The following is a 20,465-nucleotide window of genomic DNA, read 5'->3' as shown; positions in this document are numbered from 1 at the left end:
CATCGGCTCGACATTTCCCGCAGGCGCTCTCCCAGGGTGGTGAGCTGTTCGCCGGTGCCGTGCTCGCGCCATTCCGGCTTTTCGTGACCATCGAGATAGGCGCCGTGTTCGGTGAGGGTCAGCCGGGTGCCGGCCGCGGTTTCGGCGAATTCGACGGTGGTGAGCGAGACCGTCACCACGGCGTCGTCCACGCCCATCGTGGAGGTGTACACGATGCGTTCCGCGGGGACGATCTCCTGGTATGTGGTGGTGAAGGTCATCCGCTTGCCGTCGTGTACGCCGGCGGCGATCTCGCGGCCCCCGACACGGAAGTCGAGTTCGTGTTCGGTGCCGGGCGCGCTGAACCACTCGGCCTTGCGTTCCGGTTCGGCCCATGCGCCGAAAACCGCTGCGGGAGTGACGGGATAGTCGCGTTCGAGGGTGAACGTGGAATGGACCAGGGAATGCGTGGTCGTCATGGCGACTCCTCGGGTTCGGGGGTGGTGTGCTCGGCGAGAGCTGCGCCGAGCGCGTCGAGGCGGCGTTCCCACGGGGTCTGCCGCGCGTGCAACCAATCCTCGGCGGGACGCAGCGCATCGGGTACCAGTTGGCACGTGCGCACCCGGCCGACCTTCTCCGACCGCACCAGCCCGGCGTCCTGCAGCACCTGGAGATGCTGCACGACGGCCGCCAGGCTCATCTCCAGCGGCTCGGCCAGGGCGCTGACTGCCGCCGGTCCCCGGCCGAGCCGTTCGAGCAGATATCTGCGAGTGGGGTCGGTGAGCGCCCGGAAGATCAGGTCCAGCCGCTCGGTTTGGTTAAGCACCTACTTAAGTGTAGGAGCTCGGTCCCGATAGTCAAGTAGTTACTTAACTGTTGTTCTGGGCGCGTGCCGTTTCGAACGGCAGCCGGTCGAAGATGAAGCGGCTGGCTGTGATTCGGCCGTCGACGACGGTAATCAGTTCCGCCGCAGGGGCACTCGGTACCGGGAGAGTCGCGGTGTCGTAGCAGACCAGCGCGGTGGTCTCGTCCCCGAAAGCGGCGAACATCGTTGCGCCGGTGAGGATTCGAGTGAACGGCTCCATGAAGTCGCGATAGGAGGTCGCGCCTTCGATGCGGCCGGCGGGGGCATCGCAGACGATGTCGTCGGCGACATAGGTCATCGCTCGATCCATGTCCTGTGCTGTCCAGGCCTCGAAATAGGCGAGGGCCACCCGGGCCGCGGGGCTGTGGTTTCCGATCATGTCGTCCTCCTCGGGTCGATGAAACCGTTCACCGATACAGACACCGGCCGCGCGGGGAACGGACCGGTTGTCGGTGCCCGATGTGACGATGGGGCGATGGCGGAGTCGTCGATCGCGGCGGGCGTGGATGAGCAGACCTTTCGTGAGCTCACCGAGCCCTATCGGGCCGAGTTGCGCACGCACTGCTATCGGATGCTCGGGTCGATGTACGACGCCGAGGACGCGTTGCAGGAGACGCTGCTCGCGGCGTGGCGCGGTATGGCCGAATTCGAGCAGCGGTCGTCGGTGCGCACCTGGCTCTACCGGATCGCGACGAATCGGTGCCTCAATTTTCGCCGGGCAGCACTGCGCCGGCCGGTCGCGCCGCTGCCCTTCGACGCGCCGGAACCGACCCGCCACGCGGAGGTGAGCTGGTTGCAGCCGTGTCCGGACGCACTGCTGGATCCGCAGCAGGTGCTGACCGCGCGCGCGTCCGTCGAGTTGGCGTTCATCGCCCTGCTGCAACGACTTCCACCGCGCCAGGCCGCCGTGCTCGTCCTGCGGGACGTGCTCGAGTTCAGCGCGGCGGAGGTGGCCGACCTGCTGGGGTCGACGCCTGTCGCCGTCAAGGCGGCGTTGCAGCGGGCTCGTGAACGGCTGTCTCGCCACGAGTGCGGGCGCCCGGAGCCGGAGCCGGGGTCGCCCACGGAGCGTGGGCTCAGTGAGCGTTTCGCGCGTGCCTTCGAGGCTGCCGATGTGGGCGCCGTGGTCGAACTGCTGACCGACGAGGCGTGGCTGACCATGCCGCCGTGGCCGCACGAGTATCACGGCCGGGCGGCGATCGGCGAATTCCTTCGCGGTATTCCGGCATTTCGGGATCGTGCGGAGATTCGGCTGCAATCGGTGCGGGCCAACGCGCACCCCGCATTCGGCTGCTATTCCCGCCGGGCGGACGGACCGTTTCGGGCGACCGGACTTCTGGTGACGACGTACGGCCCGGACGGTATTTCCGCGCTCGCTCATTTCCCGCCCGCCGAGAACTTCCCGCGCTTCGGCCTTCCGCTCGCGCTGCCGCCGGAGGGCGCGACTATTTCCTGATGGAATCGTTGCGGAAATAAAACCTAGAAAATTCCTTCAAACTCTTCCGTTGTATAGGTGTTATCGACTATCCTCCGTTTCGGCAAACCATCCGCGACAGGAAGAGCGCAGTCGTTGCACCGGCGCTCCGACCATATAGACAACTTCCGGCTAACGCGCGGTCAGTCGGAGGTGTAAGCGAAGGGCCCGATCCATGACGAGGGAATCGGGCCCTTCGGTATTGTCTGGCGCAATGTCACAGGAAACGAACGCGGGTAGGATGTACGCCGGACAGCCCGTAGAAGACCGGCAGCGGCAGCGACGTGCGCGTTTTCTGGAATCTGGCCTGACAGTGTTCGCCAGAGACGGGTATGCCAATAGCTCGGTCGGAGCCATTTGCAAAGACGCCGGACTTTCCTCGCGTCAGTTCTACGAGGAGTTCACCGGCCGCGAATCGTTGCTGCTGGAACTCTACGAACAGATCGACCGGGAATCCCGGGACGCGGTCGTCGCCGCGCTGGACGCGCATGCCGATGCGAGTGCCATCGAGATCATCGACGCCGGGGTGCGCGCCTATATCGAGTCCATCGGGCGCGATCCGCGCAAGGCCCGCGTGGCGCTGGTCGAGGTGGTCGGCGCCGGGCCGAAGGTGGAGAAGTTCCGGCTGGAGCTGCGTCGCGCCTGGGGGGCGCTGCTGGCCGGAGCCGCCGAGGATGCGGCGCTGCAGGGTGAGATCCCCAGCGGCGACTACGAAACGCGCATGCTCGCCATCATCGGTGCGGTGAACTACGTGGTCGACGAGTGGAGCGGCTCGGAGCCGCGCCGGCCCCTCGACGAGGTGATCAGGGTGCTGCGCCGGGTCATCATGGGTGCGGTCAGCGCCTGATCGACGAAGGGTCGTGCCGCCGAACGGGATTCGCTTTAGCATCGAGAGGTGCATGTTTCGCCGGGGGGCGGGCAGTCCCCGACATTCGTCGTCTGCGGAGACAACCCGCTCGTCCACCAGCTGGCCCTGCAGCTGACCACCCGGTTCGCCGATGCCACCGTGACCGCGGTACTGCCGAACCGCAACGGCAGCTACGTGCCACAGCTGGAAAAGCTGGCGCGGGTGCGGATCCTGTGCGCCGATCGCCTGGACGAGACCGTCCTGCGCGCGGCCGGGGTGGAGCGGGCCCGAGCGCTGGCCCTTGTGGATCAGGCGGACGTGGAGAACTTCCACGCCGCGCTGCGCGCCCACGAACTCAATCCGCGGATCCGGCTGGTGATCCGAATGTTCAACACCGGCTTGGGTTTTCGCATCCGCCGGTTGTTCTCCGACTGTGTGGTGCTGTCGATCTCGGAGATGGCCGCCCCGTCCTTCATCGCCGCGGCCCTCGGCGAGAAGGCGCAGGACTATCTGCGCCTGGGGGAACGCACCCTGTACGTTGCCGCGGCCGGTGACGCGCCGCCGGATCGGGTGGTGGCCGGGCTGGTCGGCGGGCCGGGGGCCATCGCGTTGCGCTCGCCGCACGCACCGGCGGACCGGGTGCTGGCGCTGGCCGGGCGGGTGCCGTATTCGCCCGGGACGCGGCGCCGTTGGCTGAACCAGCTGCGCTATCTGGTCCGGCACGATCTGATCCGGCTGCTGTTGGTGATGCTGATCATCATCGCCGCCGTGTGCGTCATCATGGTGCTGATCGGAAATAGTTGGGGCACAGCGGTATACGAGACGCTACTGGATTCGGCGGGTGCGGCGCAGCCGGAGCCGGCCCGGGAGCCGCTGTTCAAGATCCTGCAACTGGGGGTGGTCTTCACCGGGCTGGCGATGACGCCGGTGGTCACCGCGCTCGTGGTGGGTGGCGTGTTGCGGGCGCAGTTGTCGGAATATTCGATCGATCCCTCGCGGATGGAAAACCATGTGGTGGTCGCGGGATTGGGCAATGTCGGAATGCGCGTGGTGGAACAGTTGCGCGATCTCGGCGTGCCGGTGGTGGGGCTGGACTACGACGAGAACGCGCGCGGTATCGCGCTGGCGCGCAGCCTCGGGGTGCCGGTGGTGATCGGTCAGGCCACCTGGGAAGACACGTTGCGCGCGGTGGGTGTGCCGAAGGCGCGGGCACTGGTCTTGCTGACCTCCAGTGACGCGGTGAACCTGGAGGCCGCGATGCTCGGTCAGTCCTATCGGGACGACCTGCGGGTGGTGCTACGCGTCTCCGACGACGACCTGGCCGACCGGGTCCAGCGCAGTCTCGGGAAGGCGGTGGTGCGCAGCGTCTTCCAATTGGCCGCGCACGGGTTCGCCGCGGCCGTGGTGGAGCGGCGAGTGATCGCCACCCTGACGATCAATCAGGCCACCCTGCTGGTCGCGGAGGTGCCGGTGGAGCCCGGATCGGCGCTGATCGGGTTGCGGATCGCCGACCTCGGATCGGCGGAGCACACCCGGGTGATCGCGGTGCAGCCGGCGGTCGGGGACGCGCTGGAATGGCAGCCCGCGGCGCAGACGGTGCTCGCCGCGGGCAATCAACTGGTGGTGGTGGCGACCCGGCGAGGACTCGACGAACTGCTGGAGCGCAGTTGTGCGCCCGCAGTGGACGAAACGGCACAGGAGGCCATCGCTGCGGCGGAAGGGTTGGTCGCCGGTGTGGCTGAGGTGATCGGCTCCGACGGTAGGGCCGAGGAGTCGATCATCGACGCGAAGGCCCCCACCGCCGGCGGGCAAGCTGGGGACCCGGCCCGGGAGGCCGGACAACGATGTGCGGACGGGTCGGCCGAGCCGGATGCGGTGGGCTCCTGAGCGTCGCGCGCCGATGTGCAGGGAGTTCGGCCCTCGCTCGCGCTTACCGGGGCGCGCGTCGCGGTAGCGTGCGCGTATGGAGACGATTCCGATCCAGATGCCGGACGGGTCGACGGTGCCGGTGCGGTTCGTTGCCGCGAGCGGTCCGCATCGGCATGCCATCACCGCGGATGCCCCGCGGCCGGTCATCGTGATCATTCCGGGATTGGGTGTGCCGGGCGAGTACTACGGGGATTTCGCGCGCGAGCTGGCGCGGCGCGGATTCGATGCGGCGATCGGGGAGTTGCGGGGTAACGGTGACAGCCGGCCGAAGCCGAGCCCGTCGAGTACCTACGGCTACCACGAGCTGGTCTCGGTCGACTTTCCGGCGATCTTCCAGGCCGTTCGCACCCGTTTCCCGGACAGCACGCCGATGTTGCTCGGGCACAGTATGGGTGGTCAGCTCGGGGTCATGTACGCCGCGCGGATCCGCGGCCGGTTGGGCGGGCTCATCCTCATCGCCTCCGGCACTCCCTACTACCGGGGTTACGGCGGGATCGCCCGCTCCGCGATGCTCGTCGGACCGGCCGCCATCTCGCTGACGGCGAATCTCGCCGGGTTCTGGCCAGGGGATCGAATCACCGCCGGGGGTTTCGGCCGGCAGTCCAAGGTGCTGATCTCCGATTGGGCGCGGCTGGCCCGCACCGGCCGGTTCGTCCCGGTCGGCGCCGATATCGACTACGACGAGCGCATCGCGCGACTCACCCTGCCGGTCCTCTCGATCACCATGAGCGGCGACGATCTCACCCCCCGCAGTTCGGCCGCACATCTGCTGGAGAAACTTCCCAAGGCGCGCGTGAGCACCTGGCACGAGCCGAAACCGTTGGGGCACAACGGCTGGATCACCGATCCGGAGGCGACGGTGGACCGCATCGAGAAGTGGGTGCGCGACCTGTAGCCGAACGCGGCCGATGCCGGGCCCGCGAGTGCTTCAATGGACGAATGCGCAGGTGGGTCGTCCGCCGATACCGATGCTCAGGCCGTCGTCTCGCGCCGGCTCGACAGCGAGCGCGGCGGGAGTGACGACGCGGGCGGGCGCCGCCTCCGGATCCACACTCGTCTTGGCGGTGCTGGGTTCCGGCCAATTCTTTATGACCCTCGACAGTTCGGTCATGAACGTCTCGATGGCGACGGTCGCCCACGACGTCGGCACGACGATCACCGGAATCCAAACCGCCATCACGCTGTACACACTGGTGATGGCATCGCTGATGGTCACCGGCGGCAAGGTCGGGACGATTCTCGGGCGGCGACGCGCATTCGGCGTGGGCTTGGTCGTCTACGGCGCGGGCTCGCTGGTGACCGGGTTGGCGCCGAATCTGGGGGTGTTGCTGCTGGGCTGGTCGCTGCTGGAGGGCATCGGAGCGGCGCTGATCATGCCGGCGATCGTGTCGCTGGTGGCGGCGAACTTCGGCCGTGAACGCCGCGCCGCCGCATACGGACTCGTCGCCGCGGCCGGTGCGATGGCTGTGGCGGTGGGTCCGCTCCTGGGCGGGGCGGTGACGACCTTCGCGTCCTGGCGGTACGTGTTCTTCGGCGAGGTCGTGGTCGTGGTGGCGATTCTGCTGGTGCTGCGCCGGGTGGCGGATGTGCCGGCGCAGCGGGTGCATCTGGACCTTCTGGGTTCGGTGCTGTCCGTCGCCGGGCTGGGTGCCGTCGTCTTCGGCGTGCTGCGCTCCAGCGAATGGGGGTGGGTCCGCCCGCGTCCCGGCGGTACCGAGATCGCGGGTCTGTCGCCGGTGATCTGGTTGATCCTGGCGGGTCTGCTGGTGCTGTACGCATTCCTGCGGTGGCAGCACCGGTTGGTGCGATCCGGCCGGGAGCCGTTGGTCGACCCGCGGCTGTTCGCCAATCGCCGGCTCGGTGGCGGATTGGCGATGTTCTTCGCGCAGTTCGCGATTCAGGCCGGGGTGTTCTTCTCGGTCCCGCTGTTCCTGTCGGTGGTGCTCGAATTGAGTGCGCTCGAAACCGGTGTGCGCATTCTTCCGCTGTCCGTCGCGCTCGTCGCCGCCGCTGCCGGGATTCCCAAGTTCGTGCCGCGGGCCGATCCCCGACGGGTGGTGCGCATCGGACTGGGTTCGATGATCATCGGGATTCTGCTGCTGGCCGGCGGCATGGATCCCGGGGCGAATGCCGGGGTGGTGGCCGTGCCCATGCTGTTCATGGGACTGGGCCTGGGTGCGCTGGCCTCCCAGCTCGGGGCGATCACCGTGTCGGCGGTGCCGGATTCGCAGAGTGCGGAGGTCGGCGGGTTGCAGAACACCGCGACGAATCTCGGCGCCTCGCTCGGCACCGCGTTGATCGGCTCCATTCTGATCGCCACGCTGACCTCGTCGGTGATCGGCGGGATCGAGAACAACCCTGCGGTCCCGCCCTCGGTCGCGCAACGGGCCACCACCGAACTGGCCGACGGCGTGCCGTTCGTATCCAATACTCAGCTGCGGCAGTCGCTCGACGCGGCCGGGGTCGACACGTCGACCGCCGACGCGGTGGTCGCGGTCAACTCCGATGCCCGCCTGCTGGCATTGCAGGTGGCCTTCGCGGTGACGGCGATGCTGGCCGTCATCGCCTTGTTCTTCACCGGCCGGCTACCGCGGCGTGCCGTCGGCTCCGATCCGGACGCGGGCACGGTGGCCGACGAGCGGACCGGAGCCGAGTAGTCGCTACCGGGCGGCCAGGTTGCCCCGGTCGGCGCCGCCGGTTCCGGCATTGCCTGTGCCGGAACCGTTGTGACCGAGCGCGCGGGCCTTCAGCTGGGCGAATTCGGTCTCGTCGATCGTGCCGGAGTCGTAGAGGGCCTTGGCGTCGGCGATCTGCTCCGCGGGCGACTTGCCCGCCACCTGACGGATGTAGTCGTCGGCCGCCTGCTTGGCTTCCGCTTGGGCGTGCTGGGCTCGCTCGGCCATGCCCTTTCCGCGCACGACCAGATAGACCAGAGCCGTGAGATAGGGGATTATCACCAGGCAGATCACCCATGCGGCCTTGGCGATGCCGGAGACCGTGTGATCGCGAAACAGATCGGTCAGGATCTGGAACAGGATGATGAGGTAGGCCACGAAGGCGAACACCAGAATCGTGTACCAGACGTAGTCCCAGAACGTATCCATGATGTGTGTGCTCCTCTCGAGAACCCGCTACCGAACCGCGGTGGTCGGCGAGGTGGCCGAATCGGTGAGTCGCTGACGGGCAAGCCGTTCGACGAGTTCCGGTAGGGCCGGGACCGGTGATCCGCGCAGGTCTCGGAGGGCGCTCGCGACAGCGATCTCGACGGCCCGGCGCGGCAGTCGAGCGCCGAATTCGGCAATGAGCCGATCTACGGTGTCCACCGGCCCGACCGCTGTCGGTGTGCGCATTGCGAATCCTGTCGTTCTCGGTCCCCGAACCGAGAATGGCAGTGCGGTGGATCACACTCCAGAGGCCAAAGGCCCTGGTCGCTGCGGGCCATTGGTCATCTGTTCGGTGAGAGAAGGACGGGCCGGTCAGGCGGTGGTGCGCCGCTCGATCAGCATCTGGGTGAAGAACTCGTAGATCAGCGCGGACTGGAAGGCCATCTGCTTGTTGTCGGCCGCGCCGCCGTGACCGCCCTCGATGTTCTCGTGATACCAGACGGTCCGCCCCTGAGATTCCAGCAACGCCGCCATCTTCCGGGCGTGGCCGGGGTGGACCCGGTCGTCGCGGGTGGAGGTGGTGAGCAGGATCGGCGGGTAGGGGCGCGCCGGGTCGGCCGCCATCGCCCGCTGATACGGCGAATACCTGCTGATGTACTCCCACTCCTCGGGCTTGTCCGGGTCGCCGTATTCGGCGATCCAGGACGCGCCCGCCAGCAGCAGGTGGTAGCGCTTCATATCCAGCAGCGGCACCTGGCAGACGATGGCGCCGAACAGTTCCGGATAGCGGGTCAGCATCACACCCATCAGCAGGCCGCCGTTGCTGCCGCCGACCGCGCCGAGTTGTGCCGCGGTCGTGATGTCCCGCGCGACGAGGTCCTTCGCGACCGAGGAGAAATCCTCGTAGACCTTGTAGCGGTTGGCCTTCTGCACCTGGGTGTGCCATTCGGGCCCGTACTCCCCGCCGCCGCGGATGTTGGCCATCACCCAGGTGCCGCCGCGTTCGAGCCAGCCCATGCCGGAGGCGCCGCTGTAACCGGGGGTGCGCGAGACCTCGAAGCCGCCGTACCCCGAGACGACGGTCGGGCCGGGCTTCCCTCGGTGGTCGCGGTGGCGAATCACGAAGTACGGCACCATCGTTCCGTCGTCGGAGCGCGCGAAGAACTGTTCGGTGTCGATGCCCGCGGCGTCGAAATACGCCGGTTCCCGCTTGAGTGCCACCGCCGGGCTGCCCACCGAACCGGCCAGCAGTGTCGCCGGGGTGGTGAAACCGCTTGTGGTGAGCATGAATTCGTCACCACTCTCCAGCGGATCCAGATTCATGACATTGGTGGTCGCCATCGGCGGGGTGTCGGCGAGCGGTTCGCGGGTCCAGCCCGGGGCGGTCGCCGAGGCGGGCGTCAGCACGTACAGCTTGGTCTGCACATCCTCCAGCGTGATCAGCAGCAGGTGGTTCTCGGTCCAGCCGTAGCCATGCAGTGAGGTGTGCGCGTCGGGTTCGAAGACGACCTCGAAATCACGTGCGCCGTCGAAGAATTCGTCGATATCGATGGCCAGCAGAGCACCGGCGGGATAGCTGCGGCCGGCGACCTCCCACGGCGATTTCAACTGCACCAGCAGCCAATCCTTGTACCAGGATTCGGAGGCGTCGGTGGGTACGTCGATATGCCGCAGCGTGCCGTCGCGGTCCAGCAGATAGACCGATTCGTTGAAGAAGTCGGTCGCGCGGGCGACGTAGTGGCGTTCGTATCCCGGCGTCCGGTCGTAACCCGCCGAGACCATCACATCGCCCGGCTCGCCCTCGAACACGGTGTCCGCCTCGGCCAGCGGGGTTCCGCGGCGCCAGCGCTTGGCCAGCCGCGGATATCCGGAGTCGGTGAGTGTGCCGGGGCCGAAATCGGTTCCGACGTATACGGTGTCGGCATCGATCCAGCGCACCTGCGATTTGGCCTCGGGCAGGTGGAAGCCGCCGGCCGCCGCCGGGCGGAATTGCCGTGTGGTCAGATCGAATTCGCGCACCACCTTGGCGTCCGCACCGCCGCGGGACAGGCTGATCAGGGCCAGTTCCTGGTCCGGGCGCAACACCGCCGCCCCGCCCCAGACCCAGTTCTCGTCCTCGGCGACCGCCAGGGCGTCCAGGTCGACGAGCACATCCCAGGCCGGATCGTCGCCGCGGTATTCGTCGAAGGTGGTCCGGCGCCACAGGCCGCGGGGGTGTTCGGCGTCGCGCCAGAAGTTGTAGAGCCAGCGTCCGCGCCGGGTCGGGTACGGGATGCGGGTGTCGGTGTCGAGCATGGCGAGGATGCGATGGTCGAGGGCGTCGAACCGATCGGAGGTGGCGAAGCGTTCGATCACCACCTCGTTGTGGGCCCGTGCCCAGGACAGGGACGGTTCGCCGGTGACATCCTCGAGCCACAGGTACGGATCGGTTGTTTGCTCGGCGCCGCTCATGGGTCACATTCTGGCCTACCGGCCGGTCCGCCGAGGGGTGAGAGGTGCATCGCGCCGTGTCTCGTCGCCCACTCGGCCGGCGACTCCGTACAGTTGCTGGACGCCCCGGGAAGGCCGGAAGGAGGACCGCGGTGGCACATCCGCTCTGGGAGCAGCACTGCTGCCTGCCGATTCTCCCGTCCGCCGATATCACCGAACTGACGCGCTACCCGGCCGGGTCGTATCTGTCGGTAAATGTGGGGTATTCACTGCATTCGATCGAGGATGCGCTGGCCATGCTGCATCTGCTGCGCCGGAATGCGCTGGCGGACGGTCGTTTCCGGCTCGTCGAGTCCATCGGTGACATCGAGGTGACGTCCGGAAGTCGCATCGCGCTGGCCTTCGATCTCGAGGATTCGCGGCCGCTGGACGGTGATCCGGACAATATCGCGCTGTTCCGTTCGCTCGGGGTGCGTTCGCTGCTGCCGACCTACAACCACGCCAACGCGGCCGGCGGCGGATGCCTGGATCCGGACGATCGCGGACTGACGCCGTACGGCCGCACGATCATCCGCACGCTGGGTGAGGTCGGGATGTTCGCCGACGGTTCGCACTGTTCGCGGCGCACGGGCCTGGACATCGCGGAGGTCGCGGGCGGGCCGATGATCTACAGCCACTCCAATTTCGCCGCGCTGTGGCCGCATCCGCGCAATATCGGCGACGACCAGGCGCGTGCGTGCGCGGCGACCGGTGGGGTGATCGGAATCAACGGGGTCGGAATCTTCCTGGGCCGCAACCGCGTCGAGGGACGGGCCGCGCGCATCGAGGCGATGGCGGATCACATCGCCTACGGCGCCGAACTCGTGGGTGTCGAGCACATCGGGATCGGTTCGGACTTCTCGTTCGACGGGGACCAGTTCAACGCGGAGATCGCGGCCGCGCCGGAGAATTTCTCGGAGGACTACACGCGGTGGGGGCCACTGCAGTGGGTGCCACCGGAGGATCTGCTGGGACTGCCGCCACACCTGGGGACGGATGTGGACAACTCGGACGCCCGGCCCCGCATCGCCGGACTGGACGAAGTCCTGGCCCGCCGGGGTTTCACCGATTCCGAACGCGCGGCGATCTTCCACGGCAATTTCGCCCGTGCCGCACGGGAGGTCTGGAGGTAGGCGCACGCTGTGGCCGCCCTCTCACCCCTGCGGGGGATGGATGAGTGAGCTTTCGGCAACAGCGCTAGGCTCGTTGCCGTGACTTCCCACTACGATGTCGTCGTTCTCGGCGCTGGTCCCGGCGGTTACGTCGCCGCGATCCGCGCCGCTCAACTCGGCCTGCGAACAGCGATCGTCGAGCAGAAATACTGGGGTGGCGTGTGCCTGAACGTCGGGTGCATTCCGTCCAAGGCACTGCTGCGCAACGCGGAGCTGGCCCATATCTTCACCAAGGAAGCGAAGACCTTCGGTATCTCCGGACAGGCGAGCTTCGACTTCGGTGCCGCCTTCGATCGAAGTCGTAAGGTCGCGGACGGCCGGGTCAAGGGCGTCCACTTCCTGATGAAGAAGAACAAGATCGACGAGTTCGACGGGAAGGGCACCTTCACCGACGCGAACACGCTCTCCGTCGAGCTGAGCAGCGGCGGCACCGAAACCGTCACCTTCGACAACGTCATCATCGCCACCGGCACCGAGACCAAGCTGCTGCCGGGCACCTCGCTGTCGCAGAACGTGGTCACCTACGAAGAGCAGATCCTGACCCGGGATCTGCCGGGGTCGATCCTGATCGTCGGCGCGGGCGCGATCGGCATGGAGTTCGGGTACGTCCTCAAGAACTACGGCGTGGACGTGCGGATCGTGGAGTTCCTCGACCGCGCGCTGCCGAACGAGGACGCCGACGTCTCCAAGGAGATCACCAAGGCGTACAAGAAGCTCGGCATCACCATCACCACCGGTGCCTCGGTGCAATCCATCGAGGACAACGGTTCCAAGGTCACCGTGTCGATCAAGGACAACAAGTCCGGTTCGGTCGAGACGGTCACCGTCGACAAGGTGCTGCAGGCCGTCGGTTTCGCGCCGCGGGTCAAGGGCTACGGCCTGGAGAACACCGGCGTGCAGCTGACCGAGCGCGGCGCCATCGCGATCGACGACTACATGCGCACCAATGTGCCGCACATCTACGCCATCGGCGACGTCACCGCGAAACTGCAACTGGCCCACGTGGCCGAGGCGCAGGGTGTGGTCGCGGCCGAGACGATCGGCGGCGCGGAGACGCTGTCGCTGGGCGACTACCGGATGATGCCGCGCGCGACGTTCTGCCAGCCGCAGGTCGCCAGCTTCGGTCTCACCGAACAACAGGCCCGCGACGAGGGTTACGACGTGAAGGTCGCGACCTTCCCGTTCACCGCGAACGGCAAGGCGCACGGCCTGGGTGACCCGACCGGTTTCGTGAAGCTGGTCGCCGACACGAAATACGGCGAGTTGCTCGGCGGCCACCTCATCGGTCCCGATGTGTCGGAGCTGCTGCCCGAGCTGACGCTGGCCCAGAAGTGGGACCTCACCGTCAACGAACTCGCGCGCAACGTGCACACCCACCCGACGCTGAGCGAGGCGTTGCAGGAGGCGTTCCACGGTCTCGCGGGTCACATGATCAACTTCTGATCTCCGCGTTCACGGCCCGGTATCGGCGAATGTGCCTGATACCGGGCCGTTTTCGTGGTCCAGGGTGAACTGATCGTGCAAACCTCGACGGTTTTCGCGGATTTCCCGGATTTTCGCGCCGGTTTGCACGATCAGTTCACCGCGGCGGCGCGCCGATCAGTCGCGGTGGTAGGTGTCCTGCGCCGCCGAGATGACGTCGATGTTGTCCTCGAGGATCGCGATCAGGCCGTACAGCTGATCGGCGACCTGGGCGCCCAGGCCGGTGAGGGTGTATTCGACGCGGGGCGGGATGGTCTGCTGCACTTCGCGATGGATCATGCCGTCGCGTTCCAGGGCCTGCAGGGTCTGCGACAGCATGCGTTCGCTGATGCCGTCGACGCGGCGGCGCAGCGCGCTGAAACGGTAGGGACCTTCGCGCAGCGCGACCAGGGCGAGTGCGCCCCAGCGGCTCGCGACATTCTGCAGCACCGGCCGGGAGCGGCAGTTGCGCGCGAAGACGTCGGCTTCCAGGGTCGGATCGGCGTCGTCCGCCGATCGCAGTTGCCGGCTCGTCATGGCCTCGATGCTACCCATCGCTGAAGTAGTGACCTTCTCGTCTGTGGTTCGGGAATATCAGGTACTAACTAATAGTTAGTGCAGGATGTTCCGTACATCAGATCTGGAGGTTGGGCTATGACCGTCGCCGTCACCGGGGCAAGTGGGCAGTTGGGCCGTCTCGTCGTCGAGGCGCTGTTGAACAGGAATGCGGGGCCCGTCGTCGCGGTGGTCCGCGACCCGGCCAAGGTCGCCGATCTGGCCGAGCGCGGTGTGCGGGTGCGGCAGGCCGCCTATGACGATCCGGAAGCGCTCGACCGCGCCCTCGCGGATGTGGATCGGGTATTGCTGGTGTCGGGCAACGAGTTCGGTGCGCGGGTCGACCAGCACACCAATGTCGTGCGCGCCGCCGAGCGGGCGGGGGTGGAACTGCTGGCCTACACCAGCATTCCGCGCGCCGAGGAGAATCCGATGATTCTCGCGCAGGAGCATCGCGGCACCGAAGAGGTGATCGCGAAATCTGCTGTACCGCATACCTTTCTGCGTAACAGCTGGTATTGGGAGAACTATCTGAACGGCCTGGACGCGACCCTGGAATCGGGCGTGCTGTACGGCGCGGCCGGCGACGGACTGGTCGCCGCGGCCGCCCGCGCCGACTACGCCGAGGCCGCCGCGGTGGTGCTGACCACCGACGGCCACGCGGGACGGATCTACGAACTCGGTGGCGACGAGCACCTGACGCTCGCCGATGTCGCTCAGGTGATCTCGAATGCCTCCGGGAAGCCGGTGCGGTATCAGGATCTGCCGCAGGACCAATACCTGGCGGGATTGGAAAAGGCCGGAGTCCCTGCTGATTTCGCGCGGGTGCTGGCCGATTCCGATGCCGGACTGCGTGCGGGGTGGCTGGATGTGACCAGTGGCGATCTGCAGAAGTTGATCGGCCGGCCGTCGACTTCGGCGGCCGAGGTATTGGGGCGCGCTCTCGCTGAGTGAGCGGCTGTGGGCCGGTTCGGCTGTTCGACCGGCCGTTGGCTCGGTGCCCGGCGTCGGGTCGAGACGTGGGGCACCGAGCACAGAATCAGGATTCGGTGCTGTTCGCGTCGTAGGCGCTCGGGTCACCCACCCACTGGACCAGTTGGATCACGATGCCGTTGGGGTCGACCGCCTGGAAGTAGCGCTCGCCCCACGGCTCGGTCTCGATCGGCGTCACGATTTCCACCCCTTCGGCCCGGACGCGCTCGTATTCCGCGTCGATGTCGGCGACGGTGAACACGACCAGCAAGCCCTGCCCCGCGTCGCCGGCGATACGGGCCGGCTCGAAGGTTCCCAGGCCGGTGCGCAGGAAGATCACGTTGAACCCGGCGTCGGGGCGCGCCAGCGAGACGAATCCGTCGGCCGACATCTCGACGGTGAATCCGAAGTGGGTGCTGAGGAACGTCGCCGACGCCTCCGGGTCGGGAACGTTGAGTGAGATGGCGGATGCGGTGATGTTCACGGTTCTCCTCGGGCGAGTGCACGGCCGCGAGCCGTACGCTTCAGAAACTCTCTACTATGTATACCGTACATCGTAGAGAATTATTCCGCCGCGGGGCGACTCGATACGATGCGCACGACGCCGGACCGCGGCGGCACGGCAGCGAACCGGGAGGTCGGGTGCGAGAGAATTCGGCCGAGGAGCGGCCCCGCCGGGCCCGCGCCACCGGTGAGCGATCCGGCGCCGGCGATCCCGCTCGCACGCTGGAATTGCTCTGGCGGCAGCCCGGCCGCGCGCCGACGCGCGGTCCCAAACAGCGCAGCAGTGTCGACGACGTGGTGGCGGCGGCGGTGGAGATCGCCGATTCCGAGGGTTTGGCGGCGCTGACCATGCGGGCGGTCGCCGCGAAACTCGGCCTGACGCCGATGGCTACCTACACCTATGTGCCCGGTAAGGCCGAGTTGCTCGACCTCATGCTCGATTCGGTCTACGCCCGGATGCCGCGCACGGAACTGACCGGAAAGCACTGGCGGGAACGCATTGCTGCCGTGGCGCAGGACAATCGCTCGATGCTCGCCCGCCACCGCTGGGTCGCCCACGTGCCGACCACCCGGCCGCCGCTGGGACCCGGGCTGGCCGCCAAATACGACCACGAACTGAGCGCCTTCGACGGGCTCGGGCTGAGCGATGTCGAGATGGATGCGGCGCTGACCTACCTGCTCGGCTTCGTCACCGCGGTGTCTCGCATCGCCATCGACACCGACCGAGCGGCCGCCGACAGCGGACTGTCGGATCGCGAATGGTGGGAACGCACCGCCCCGGTGCTGGAACAGGTCTTCGATCCGCAGCGCTATCCGCTGGCCGCGCGGGTCGGCTCGGCCGCCGGACAGGCATACGACAGCGCCTACAGCGCCGACCATGCCTGGGATTTCGGTCTGGCGCGCGTTCTGGACGGCCTGGCGATCCTCGTCGAACGGTCCGGGACTTCCGAATGAGCCGCCGGGTCCGTCCGGCTCAGTGGTCGGTCTGGATGCGCAGGGCGGTGATGGTGCTGGCGAGACCTTCGTATTGGTTTGCCAGCAGCACGATTTCGATGAGTCGCTTCTCGTCGTAGTGCCGTGCCAGGGCCGACCAGGTGGCGTCGTCGACGTCGCGGGTGGTGACCAGCTGGTCGACCGCGGTGAGCAGCGCGCGTTCCTTGTCCGGCCAGCCTTCGGCGTCGGGTCCGGTGCGCAGGCGCGCCAGGATGTCCTTGGTGACTCCGGCGCGTTTGCCGAGACGGATGTGGTGGTCGGTCTCGTATTCGCAGTTCCGTAGATGCGCGACGCGCAGGATGACCAGTTCGGTCTCGTAGCGCGAGAGCTTTCCGCCGGGCATCAACCGGCCCGAGAAATGCAGCCAGCCGCGGAACAGCCCGCCGGTGCGGCCGAGCGTGCTGAACAGATGGGCGTCGTCGGTGCCCGCCGCGCGGGAAAGCACCTGCCAGACAACCCAATTCACCGGGCCCAGTTCGCGCAGGCGACCGGGTGCGATTCGTGGCTCCGTCGACACCATGCCCCACGCTAACAAAAAGCGCGCACCGGCGGGCGGTCCGCCGTCAGCGCAGGACGTACGGCGAGATCGAGCTGCGGTGTTCGCTGATGTCCAAGGATTTACCCAGCGGCGGGAACGCGCGCTGCGGGCAGTTGGCGCGTTCGCAGACGCGGCAACCGGCGCCGATCGGGGTGGCCTGGGGCTCGTTGAGGTCCAGGCCGTCGGCGTAGACCACGCGTCCGGCATGCCGCAATTCGCAGCCGAGGCCGATGGCGAAGGTTTTGCTGGGTTGTCCGTAGCGGGTGGCGCGCCGCTCCACCGTGCGCGCGATCCACAGGTATTTGCGGCCGTCGGGCATCTGGGCGATCTGGGTCATGATCCGGCCGGGATAGGCGAAGGTCTCGTACACATTCCACAGCGGACAGGTTCCGCCCGCGGAGGAGAAGTGGAATCCGGTGGCGGACTGGCGTTTCGACATATTTCCCGCCCGATCCACGCGCACGAACGAGAAGGGCACCCCGCGCAGTTTGGGCCGTTGCAGGGTGGAGAGCCGATGGCAGATCGTTTCGTAGCTCTGCGCGAAGAAGGCCGACAGCCGCTCGATGTCGTAGCGGAAATCCTCGGCGACCTCGTGGAAATGCGAATAGGGCAGCACCGTCGCGGCGGCGAAATAGTTGGCAAGGCCGAGTTTCGCGAGCGTGCGGGTGTCCTCGGAGGCGAAATTGCCTTCTTCGACCAATTTGTCGATCAGATCTCCGCATTCCAGGTACGCCAGTTCCGCGGCGAGTTTGAACACGCGCTGACCGCCGGACAGATGCGGGGCGATCTCGAGCTTGCGGGCCTCGGGGTTGTAGCGGTGCAGCACACCGTCGCCCAGGTCGATCCGCTCCACGATCTGCACGCCGTAACCGGTGGTGAGCCGGCGGGTGAGCTCACGCCGCAGATCACCACCGTGCAGGCGCATACGGGTCGCCAATTCCTCTGCGGCGGTGTCCAATTCGTGAATGTAGTTCTGGCGCTGATAGAAGAAGTCGCGCACCTCCTCGTGCGGGCGGGAGATCGCGCCCGACCCGCTGCCGTCGGAGAAGCGGTCCTCGGTGGCCGCGGCCAGCTGTGCGGTGGTGTTGCGGTAGCGGCGGTGCATGTTCACCAGCGCCCGGGCCAGGCTGGGATGGGCCGACACCATATCGGCGATCTCCTGCGCGTCGGCCTCGATCCCGAGTTCGGTGTCCATCACGACTTCTTGCAGCTCGGCGATCAGGCGAGTGTCGTCCTGCGAGGCGAAAAAGCTGGTGTCTACGCCGAACACCTCACTGATCCGCAGCAGGACCGGTACGGTGAGCGGACGCACGTCGTGTTCGATCTGGTTGAGGTAGCTCGCCGAGATCTCGAGCTTCTTGGCGAGCGAGATCTGGCTCAGCCCTCGTTCGGTGCGCAGCTGTCGCAGTCGCGCCCCGACGTAAGTCTTGGCCATATGCCCAGACTATGGACCTTTCGCAAAGCTGCCAATGGAGAATTAGCAGTGGACTCGAGCTATATGTCACACCGAGCGGCTACCGTCGAGTCCGTGCTGCTTTCGGATGTGGTCGCGGCGTCGGATTCGGTGCGGGCATCCGCGTCGCGCAAGGTCAAGATCGCGGGTCTGGCCGAATTGCTGAGCCGGGCCGAATCGGGCGAATTGATGCCGGTAGTCGCGTGGATTTCCGGTGAGCTACCGCAGGGCAGGCTGGGCGCGGGCTGGCGGACGGTCGCCGGTATCGAGGTGGAACCGGCGCCCGAATCGACGCTCACGGTGGCCGCGGTCGACCAGGCGCTGACGGAATTGGCGGCGGTGGCCGGCTCCGGATCGGTCGCGCGGCGGCGGGAACTGCTCACCGCCCTGCTGGCCCGGGCGACGGATGCCGAACGGGCCTTCCTGATTCGCCTGCTGACCGGCGAGCTACGTCAGGGTGCGCTCACCGCGATCGTCGCCGAGGCGGTGGCCGAGGCGGCCGACGTGCCGGCCGAGCTGGTGCGCCGGGCCTACATGCTTTCCGGCCGCCTGCCGGTGACCGCCGCCGCGGCCATCTCCGGGGGTGCGGAGGCCCTGTCGGCATTCCGTCTCGAGGTCGGCCGTCCGATCCAGCCGATGCTGGCCTCGCCGGGGGCCACCCTCGACGATGTGCTCGGTGAATTCGCGGGCGATGTGAGCGTGGAGCACAAACTCGACGGCGCGCGGATCCAGGTGCACCGCAACGGCTCTCGGGTCTGGGTGTTCACGCGGACGCTGCGCGACATCACTTCCGGCGTGCCGGAACTGGTACAGCTGGTCTCCGAACTGCCCTGTGACAGCGTGGTTCTCGACGGCGAGACGCTGGCACTCACCGATTCCGGCCGGCCGCGGCCGTTTCAGGAGACCATGAGCCGGTTCGCCGCCGACCCGGCCTCGGAGGAGCCGCGGCTGACGGTGAAGTCGAGCAGGGAACTGCTGCTGCATCCGTACTTCTTCGACTGTCTGCACCTGGACGGCCGGGATCTGCTCGATGCCCCGCTGCGCGAGCGCAGAGTCGCGTTGGCGAAAGTGGCGGGCGCGCAGATGATTCCGGCGCTGATCGATCCGGAGCCCGAGGCCGTCGCCGAATATTTCGACGGTGCGCTGGCCGCCGGGCACGAGGGCATCATGATCAAATCGCTGTCCGCGCCGTATGCGGCCGGCCGCCGCGGACGGGCGTGGCAGAAGATCAAACCGGCGCACACCCTGGACCTGGTGGTGCTCGGCGCCGAATGGGGATACGGCCGTCGCACCGGATATCTGTCGAACCTGCACCTGGGCGCGCGTGACCCGCACGGAGGCGATCCGATCATGGTCGGCAAGACCTTCAAGGGACTCACCGACGCGCTGCTGCACTGGCAGACCGCGGAATTCCCCCGTCACGAACGTGCCCGCGACGGCAACACCGTCTATCTGTGGCCGGAATTGGTCGTCGAGATCGCCCTGGACGGGGTGCAGACCAGTTCGCGTTATCCCGGCGGCGTGGCACTGCGGTTCGCGCGGGTGGTGCGCTATCGGCCGGACAAGGAGCCCGCGCAGGCCGACACCATCGATACCGTACGCGCGCTGATGCCCGCCGGACCGCCGGCCGCGGCGACTGCCTGAGGGACGACCCGGGAAGGCGCCGACCTGCGAAAATGGTCATACCCCGCACTTGCCAGCCGGTTCCCAGGAACATCCGGGGGTATCTCGAGGATGTCGGCGCAGGATCGGTGTGTCGGGTCGCCCCGATGCGGATCGACTGCCCTGATCCGCTCATCCCCAGCCATCGGCGGCGTCGGTTCCCTCGCCCGCGCCGCCGTTCGGCCGGTGGTTCATTCCTCGTCGCGGTGACCGCTCAGATCGGGCAACCGGCACAGGCCCGCGGTCACCTCACCCGCCAGATGGTCGTAGGCCACCGCCAATTCCGACAGCCGCCGCCAGGCATCGTGGATCACCCGGTCGGGTTCGTGTGTCAGCGTCAGATAGGCCAGTGCGGAGAACTGGGCGAGCCGGTCGATCACCGTGCCGACCGTTTCGGTATGCATGCGTGCGCCGCCGTGCGCCCGGGGTAATTCGGTGGCGACCCAGCGATCGATATCGGAAACCAGTTGTGCCCGATCACGATCGAT

Annotated in this window: 21 protein-coding genes; 10 read left to right on the top strand and 11 right to left on the bottom strand. The window is 67.3% G+C overall.

The features are described 5' to 3' along the window. The 3 genes from ON23_RS25565 to ON23_RS25555 form a co-directional block, all read right to left on the bottom strand. Positions 1–458, bottom strand: a 458-nt coding sequence (locus ON23_RS25565) for an SRPBCC family protein (RefSeq protein ID WP_051043323.1), incomplete at its 3' end; no start/stop codon positions are given. Further along, complete coding sequence (locus ON23_RS25560; RefSeq protein WP_039781306.1) at positions 455–805, bottom strand: ArsR/SmtB family transcription factor; 351 nt, start codon at positions 803–805, stop codon at positions 455–457. The genes ON23_RS25565 and ON23_RS25560, both read right to left, overlap by 4 nt. Positions 806–848: 43 nt before the next feature. Then, complete coding sequence (locus ON23_RS25555) at positions 849–1,223, bottom strand: nuclear transport factor 2 family protein (RefSeq protein ID WP_039781304.1); 375 nt, start codon at positions 1,221–1,223, stop codon at positions 849–851. A gap of 96 nt (positions 1,224–1,319) precedes the next feature. On the opposite strand from ON23_RS25555, the gene ON23_RS25550 reads away from it, so the two are divergent. From ON23_RS25550 to ON23_RS25530, 5 genes are all read left to right on the top strand, one after another. Further along, entirely contained in the window at positions 1,320–2,300 is a 981-nt protein-coding gene (locus ON23_RS25550; RefSeq protein ID WP_039781311.1) for an RNA polymerase subunit sigma-70, read from the top strand. Positions 2,301–2,493: 193 nt separating this feature from the next. Further along, positions 2,494–3,165: a TetR/AcrR family transcriptional regulator gene (locus tag ON23_RS25545; RefSeq protein WP_306304686.1), complete on the top strand. Its 672-nt coding sequence runs from the start codon at positions 2,494–2,496 to the stop codon at positions 3,163–3,165. A 48-nt stretch (positions 3,166–3,213) separates the two neighbouring features. Further along, complete coding sequence (locus tag ON23_RS25540; RefSeq protein ID WP_051043321.1) at positions 3,214–5,052, top strand: NAD-binding protein; 1,839 nt, start codon at positions 3,214–3,216, stop codon at positions 5,050–5,052. Positions 5,053–5,128: 76 nt separating this feature from the next. Next, the gene (locus ON23_RS25535) at positions 5,129–5,989 is read left to right on the top strand and encodes an alpha/beta hydrolase family protein (RefSeq protein ID WP_039781302.1); all 861 of its coding nucleotides are present in this window, start codon (positions 5,129–5,131) and stop codon (positions 5,987–5,989) included. Between the two features lie 73 nt (positions 5,990–6,062). After that, on the top strand, positions 6,063–7,751 hold the full coding sequence (locus tag ON23_RS25530) for an MFS transporter (protein WP_083904229.1): 1,689 nt from the start codon (positions 6,063–6,065) through the stop codon (positions 7,749–7,751). 3 nt (positions 7,752–7,754) lie between these two features. Here the strand turns inward: ON23_RS25530 and ON23_RS25525 are convergent, their stop codons facing one another. The 3 genes from ON23_RS25525 to ON23_RS25515 all read right to left on the bottom strand — a co-directional run bounded on the left by ON23_RS25525 (position 7,755) and on the right by ON23_RS25515 (position 10,649). Further along, positions 7,755–8,198, bottom strand: coding sequence for an SHOCT domain-containing protein (locus ON23_RS25525; protein ID WP_051043319.1), 444 nt, complete (start codon positions 8,196–8,198; stop codon positions 7,755–7,757). A 27-nt stretch (positions 8,199–8,225) separates the two neighbouring features. Further along, a complete protein-coding gene (locus ON23_RS25520; protein WP_039781300.1) occupies positions 8,226–8,444 on the bottom strand; it encodes a three-helix bundle dimerization domain-containing protein in 219 nt (72 codons plus the stop codon). Positions 8,445–8,570: 126 nt separating this feature from the next. Then, a complete protein-coding gene (locus ON23_RS25515; protein WP_039781299.1) occupies positions 8,571–10,649 on the bottom strand; it encodes a prolyl oligopeptidase family serine peptidase in 2,079 nt (692 codons plus the stop codon). Positions 10,650–10,780: 131 nt separating this feature from the next. Between ON23_RS25515 and ON23_RS25510 the strand changes: the two genes are divergently transcribed. Together ON23_RS25510 and lpdA are read left to right on the top strand one after the other, a co-directional pair. Next, positions 10,781–11,800, top strand: coding sequence for a dipeptidase (locus ON23_RS25510; protein WP_039781298.1), 1,020 nt, complete (start codon positions 10,781–10,783; stop codon positions 11,798–11,800). Between the two features lie 78 nt (positions 11,801–11,878). Then, the gene (gene lpdA / locus ON23_RS25505) at positions 11,879–13,282 is read left to right on the top strand and encodes a dihydrolipoyl dehydrogenase (protein ID WP_039781297.1); all 1,404 of its coding nucleotides are present in this window, start codon (positions 11,879–11,881) and stop codon (positions 13,280–13,282) included. A 156-nt stretch (positions 13,283–13,438) separates the two neighbouring features. Here the strand turns inward: lpdA and ON23_RS25500 are convergent, their stop codons facing one another. After that, entirely contained in the window at positions 13,439–13,837 is a 399-nt protein-coding gene (locus ON23_RS25500) for a winged helix-turn-helix transcriptional regulator (RefSeq protein WP_039781296.1), read from the bottom strand. 117 nt (positions 13,838–13,954) lie between these two features. On the opposite strand from ON23_RS25500, the gene ON23_RS25495 reads away from it, so the two are divergent. Beyond that, positions 13,955–14,809 carry an SDR family oxidoreductase gene (locus tag ON23_RS25495; RefSeq protein WP_039781295.1) on the top strand — a complete coding sequence of 285 codons (855 nt, stop codon included), beginning with the start codon at positions 13,955–13,957 and terminating at the stop codon, positions 14,807–14,809. 85 nt (positions 14,810–14,894) lie between these two features. On the opposite strand, the gene ON23_RS25490 is transcribed toward ON23_RS25495, so the two are convergent. After that, positions 14,895–15,311, bottom strand: a complete 417-nt coding sequence (locus tag ON23_RS25490) for a VOC family protein (protein ID WP_039781294.1) — start codon at positions 15,309–15,311, stop codon at positions 14,895–14,897. Between the two features lie 158 nt (positions 15,312–15,469). Here ON23_RS25490 and ON23_RS25485 point away from each other — a divergent pair, with 158 nt between their 5' ends. Further along, entirely contained in the window at positions 15,470–16,285 is an 816-nt protein-coding gene (locus ON23_RS25485; protein WP_051043317.1) for a TetR/AcrR family transcriptional regulator, read from the top strand. Between the two features lie 19 nt (positions 16,286–16,304). Here the strand turns inward: ON23_RS25485 and ON23_RS25480 are convergent, their stop codons facing one another. Together ON23_RS25480 and ramB are read right to left on the bottom strand one after the other, a co-directional pair. Further along, complete coding sequence (locus tag ON23_RS25480; RefSeq protein ID WP_039781292.1) at positions 16,305–16,844, bottom strand: carboxymuconolactone decarboxylase family protein; 540 nt, start codon at positions 16,842–16,844, stop codon at positions 16,305–16,307. A 43-nt stretch (positions 16,845–16,887) separates the two neighbouring features. Further along, complete coding sequence (ramB, locus tag ON23_RS25475; RefSeq protein ID WP_039781290.1) at positions 16,888–18,297, bottom strand: acetate metabolism transcriptional regulator RamB; 1,410 nt, start codon at positions 18,295–18,297, stop codon at positions 16,888–16,890. 93 nt (positions 18,298–18,390) lie between these two features. Here ramB and ON23_RS25470 point away from each other — a divergent pair, with 93 nt between their 5' ends. Further along, complete coding sequence (locus ON23_RS25470; RefSeq protein ID WP_039781288.1) at positions 18,391–19,959, top strand: ATP-dependent DNA ligase; 1,569 nt, start codon at positions 18,391–18,393, stop codon at positions 19,957–19,959. 209 nt (positions 19,960–20,168) lie between these two features. On the opposite strand, the gene ON23_RS25465 is transcribed toward ON23_RS25470, so the two are convergent. After that, the coding region (locus ON23_RS25465) for a DUF4254 domain-containing protein (protein ID WP_039781286.1) at positions 20,169–20,465 on the bottom strand (297 nt) is incomplete at its 5' end.

Source organism: Nocardia cerradoensis NBRC 101014, from assembly GCF_000308535.1.
GTDB lineage: Bacteria > Actinomycetota > Actinomycetes > Mycobacteriales > Mycobacteriaceae > Nocardia > Nocardia cerradoensis.
The sequence above is the reverse complement of the archived record's forward strand: the minus strand, read 5'-3'. Positions and strand labels throughout refer to the sequence as shown.